The 4706-nt window shown below is 67.8% G+C and carries 4 protein-coding genes and 1 pseudogene; 1 reads left to right on the plus strand and 4 read right to left on the minus strand.

The window, feature by feature from the left end; all coding sequences use genetic code 11:
- Positions 1-184, plus strand: a pseudogene (locus Q8R27_RS08415) (class I SAM-dependent methyltransferase); the annotation flags it as partial.
- Positions 185-187: 3 nt separating this feature from the next.
- On the opposite strand, the gene Q8R27_RS08420 reads toward Q8R27_RS08415, so the two are convergent.
- The 4 genes from Q8R27_RS08420 to fliN form a co-directional block, all read right to left on the minus strand.
- The gene (locus Q8R27_RS08420; RefSeq protein WP_305698595.1) at positions 188-574 is read right to left on the minus strand and encodes a DUF4282 domain-containing protein; all 387 of its coding nucleotides are present in this window, start codon (positions 572-574) and stop codon (positions 188-190) included.
- 122 nt (positions 575-696) lie between these two features.
- Positions 697-2784, minus strand: coding sequence for a flagellar biosynthesis protein FlhA (gene flhA, locus Q8R27_RS08425; protein WP_305698596.1), 2088 nt, complete (start codon positions 2782-2784; stop codon positions 697-699).
- Between the two features lie 161 nt (positions 2785-2945).
- Complete coding sequence (locus tag Q8R27_RS08430) at positions 2946-4313, minus strand: sigma-54-dependent Fis family transcriptional regulator (RefSeq protein WP_305698597.1); 1368 nt, start codon at positions 4311-4313, stop codon at positions 2946-2948.
- 28 nt (positions 4314-4341) lie between these two features.
- Positions 4342-4677, minus strand: coding sequence for a flagellar motor switch protein FliN (gene fliN / locus Q8R27_RS08435; RefSeq protein WP_370870118.1), 336 nt, complete (start codon positions 4675-4677; stop codon positions 4342-4344).
- Positions 4678-4706: the final 29 nt, after the last annotated feature.

A 4706-nucleotide genomic window follows, 5' to 3' on the forward strand; every position in this document is an offset into this window, starting at 1 on the left:
CTCGCTGCTGCGCCGCCGGCACGGGTTCGCCGAGCGGTCGCCGGACATGGGCCAGGCGATGCGCGACGTGCAGCACGCGCGGCTGCTCGACAAGACGCAGTTCAGCTTCCTGTTTCCTGACGCGCGCCACGTGGACGAGCGGTTCGCCGGCCTGACCAAATCGCTGATCGCGATCCGCGGTTAGGCCTCAGGCTTCGGGGCGCGGTGCGGCGGGGCGCAACGCCGGCCGGGCGGCGGCTTCCTCCGCGAGACGCATGGCGTGCAGGTCCTCGCTGATGCGGAAGATGGCGACATAGAATTCGCACGCCGCGCGCCAGATCAGCGCCAGCGCGCCCATCACAAGCAGGCCGCCAATCAGCACCGGAATGGCTAGGAGCACGCCCAGGATGCTGGCCTCGCGCAGGGCCACGCCCACCGCCGCGCCGACCGTGCCGAACGCGCCCAGCACGATGATGCCCAAGCCCGCCCAGTAGATCAGGTGCACCAGGGTGCCGGTCACCAGACGCTCGAAGGTCAGGAAATCCCAGATGACCGGGTGTCCGAGCGCCTTGGGGATTCGTTGTGGTCGCCGCATACGCCTGTCCAACGCTCCGGCCGCCATGGCCCCTTGCGGCAAACCGCTATCAGCGCGGGGGATTCATCGCAACGCTGCAAACGTGGCCGCGACACAGCGTCCTCCCGCCGCTCAGCGACGCGTCAGATCGTGCCGACGGTCTTCAGCCGGGCGCGCGGGTGCACCTCGTTCTGGCTCATCACCGGGGTCTGGCCGCGGAACCGCTCGATGATCGAGCGGACGTAGGGGCGGATCACCGGGCTGGTCAGCAGCACCGGCGAGTCTCCCGCCAGCGCCGCGCGCTCGAAGGTGTCGCGCACCGAGCGGATGTAGTCCTGCAGCCGCGACGGGGCCAGCGCCAACTGGCGCTCGTCGCCCTGACCGACCAGCGACTCGGCGAAGGCGTTCTCCCACTCCGCCGACATGGTGACGATCGGCAGCGCGCCGTCGTCGCCGCGATAGGCGAAGGACAGTTGCCGGGCCAGGCGCGAGCGCACCTGTTCGACCAGCAGCAGGATCGAGGCGGTGTGCGGTGCGGCTTCGCCGACGCCTTCCAGGATCGCGGCCAGGTCGCGGATCGAGACCCGCTCGCGCAGCAACGCCTGCAGCACCCGCTGCAGGGTGGTCGGCGTCACGGTCGACGGAATCAGGTCGTCGACCAACTTCTTCTGCTCGGCCGGCAGGTCGCGCAGCAGCTTTTGCACCTCGGTGTAGGACAACAGGTCGGCCATGTTGTCCTTGAGGATCTCGGTCAGATGCGTGGTCAGCACCGTGGCCGGATCGACGATGGTGTAGCCGCGGAACGTCGCTTCCTCTCGCAGGCCGTCGTCGACCCAGGTGGCCGGCAGGCCGAAGGCCGGCTCGCGCACATGCTGGCCGGGCAGGTCCACCTGGCCGCCGCGCGGATCCATGGCCATCAGCGAACCCAGGCGCACTTCGCCGGAGCCGGCCTCGAGCTCCTTGATCCGGATGCAATAGCCCTCGGTGGGCAGGCGCATGTTGTCGAGGATGCGCACCGCCGGCATCACGAACCCGAAGTCGGCCGCAAGCGTGCGGCGCAGCGCCTTGATCTGGTCAGTGAGGCGGCGGCCCTCCAGGTCGTTGATCAGCGGCAACAGGCCATAGCCCAGCTCGATCTTGATCTCGTCGATCGCCAGGGTCTGGGAGATCGGCTCGTCCTGCTCGGCCGGCGGGGGCGGCGCGATCTCCACCGGGGCCGGCTTCAGCGCGTCCTGCGACCGGCGCCACGCCAGCGCGCCCGCGCCGATCGACAGAGCGGCGAAGGGCAGGATCGGCATGCCGGGGATCAGCGCGATGACGCCCGAGGCCGCGGCGACCATGCCCAGCGCGATCGGGTTCATGGCCAGCTGCATAACCAGGGCCTTGTCAGCCGAACCTTCGACGCCGGCCTTCGAAACCAGAAAGCCCGCGGCGATGGAGATCACCAGCGCCGGCACCTGGCTGACCAGGCCGTCGCCGATGGTCATGATGGTGTAGGTGGCCGCCGCCTGGCCCAGCGGGATCTTGTGCTGCAGCACCCCGATCAGGATGCCGCCGACGATGTTGACGCCGACGATGATCAGGCCGGCGACGGCGTCGCCGCGTACGAATTTGGAGGCGCCGTCCATGGCCCCGAAGAAGGTGCTTTCCTGCTCAAGTTCCTTGCGGCGGCGCTTGGCTTCTTCTTCCTCGATCAGGCCGGCCGACAGGTCGGCGTCGATGGCCATTTGCTTGCCGGGCATCGAGTCCAGCGTGAAGCGGGCGGCGACTTCGGCGATCCGGCCCGAACCCTTGGTGATGACGACGAAGTTCACGATCACCAGGATGGCGAACACGATTACCCCGATGACGAAGTTGCCCCCCATCATCAGGTTGCCGAAGCCCTCGATGATCTTGCCGGCGCCGTGCGCGCCTTCGTGGCCGTGACCGAGGATCAGCCGGGTCGAGGCGATATTCAGCCCCAGCCGGAACAGGGTGGTGACCAGCAGGACGGTCGGGAACGCCGTGAACTCCAGCGGCCGACGGATCAGCAGCGAGGTCATCAGGATCAGGACTGACGACGTGATCGAGATCGACAGCAGCAGATCCAGCATGAAGGGCGGGATCGGCAGGATGAGCAGCAGGACGACGCCGATGACGCCCATCGCCAGCGCCACCTCGCCCTTCATCAACCACCCGAGCATCTCGCGGGGGCTGGGGCGGTCCGATGATGAGAGTGTCGAGTCCGACATCTTCGGTCTCCGCCTCTACCCCTTCAGGGGGAGAGGTTGGGGTGAGGGGCGCTCGCGTTCGGCGAGCACGGCGCGAACCGCCGCTTCATGATCGTTTTGGATGAGTCGAGCAGCGTCGTCGCCCCCCTCAACCGATCTCTCCCCAGGGGAGAGCAGCTCGTCTAGGCCGCGCTGGCCCCCATCTGCGGGGCGGGCACCGAAACGCCGGCCTCGTTGTATTCCTTCAGCTTGTTGCGGAGCGTCCGGATCGAGATGCCCAGGATGTTGGCGGCGTGGGTTCGGTTGCCCAGGCAGTGGGACAAGGTGTCGAGGATCAGCTGCTGCTCCATGTCTGCCACGGTCTGGCCGACAAAGGCCCGGGTGACCGCCTCGGCGGCGCCGGCCGCGGTCTGGGCGGTGCGCACGGCAGGGTCAGGGGCGGCGAGGGGCTGGCCGTCCGGTAGGCGGATGGCGCTCTCCTCGATCTCCGGACCGATCGCCAGCAGCACAGCGCGGTGCATGGCGTTCTCAAGTTCGCGGACGTTGCCCGGCCAGCGGTGGGCGGCCAGGCGGCGCTTGGCCTCGGCCGAGAGCGGGCGTTCCAGCGTGCCGTTGGCCTTGGCGTATTTGCGGACGAAATGCTCGGCCAGGGCCACGACGTCGCCCGGCCGTTCGCGCAGCGGCGGCAGGCGCAGGTTAACGACGTTGAGGCGGTAGAGCAGGTCCTCGCGGAACGTCCCGTCCTTCACAGCCTGGGCCAGGTCGCGGTTGGACGTCGCCAGAATGCGGATGTCGACCTTCACGGGCTTGGAGCCGCCGACCCGGTCAATCTCCCGCTCCTGGATGGCGCGCAGCAGCTTGGCCTGCAGGCGCGCGTCCATTTCCGAGATTTCGTCGAGCAGCAGGGTGCCGCCGTTGGCTTCTTCGAACTTGCCGATCCGCCGGGCGACGGCGCCGGTGAAGGCGCCCTTCTCATGGCCGAACAGTTCGCTTTCCAGCAGGTTCTCGGGGATCGCCGCGCAGTTGACCGAGATGAAGACCTGCTTGGCGCGGCGCGACTTCTGGTGGACGTAGCGGGCGATGACTTCCTTGCCCGAGCCGCTTTCGCCGGTGATCAGGATGGAGGCCTCGGAGGGCGCGACCTGGTCGGCCAGGGCGATCACCGCCTGCATGCCGGTGTCACGCACCACCATCGGCTTGTTGTCGTCGGAGACGGCGGCCAGAACGGCGGCGATCATCTCGGCGTCCGGCGGCAGCGGGATGAATTCCTTGGCCCCCGCGCGAATGGCGTCGCCCGCCTTCTGGGCGTCGGGATCGACGCCGCAGGCGACGACCGGCACCCGAATGCGTTCGTTCTCGTTCGCCGCGATCAAGGCGGCGATGTCGAGATCGTAATCGACCAGCAGCAGGTCGGCGCCTTGCCCCGCCCGCAGGGCGTGAGTCGCCGCCTCGATGGTCTCGACGTGGCTCACCTTGGCGCCCGCCGTCATCGCCATTTTCACGGCGTTGGACAGCTGTCCGTTCAGTTTTCCGACGACCAAAAGCCGCATTACACTATCTCCTCAGACGCCTAGGGCCTTAGCCCTGGGAGTCGCCGTCCTTGATGATTTCCGTCATGGTCACGCCCAGGCGCTCGTCAACGATGACGACCTCGCCCCGGGCGACCAGGCGGTTGTTGACGTAGATGTCGATGGCCTCGCCCACCTTGCGGTCCAGATCCAGGACGCTCCCGGACTGAAGCTGAAGCAGCTGGGCCACCGACATGGTGGCGCGTCCGAGCACAGCGGAGATCGAGACCGGCACATCGAAGACGGGCGCCAGATCGGTGGCGGTCTTGTCTTCCATCTCCAGGCCCAGATCCATCATCGGGGAGTCGGAGGGGGCGAACTCATCGAGTCGAAGGTCGTTGGACATCAGCTGTCGCTTCCGGGGATGAGGGGTTC

Source organism: Phenylobacterium sp. (assembly GCF_030697305.1).
Classification (GTDB): domain Bacteria; phylum Pseudomonadota; class Alphaproteobacteria; order Caulobacterales; family Caulobacteraceae; genus Phenylobacterium.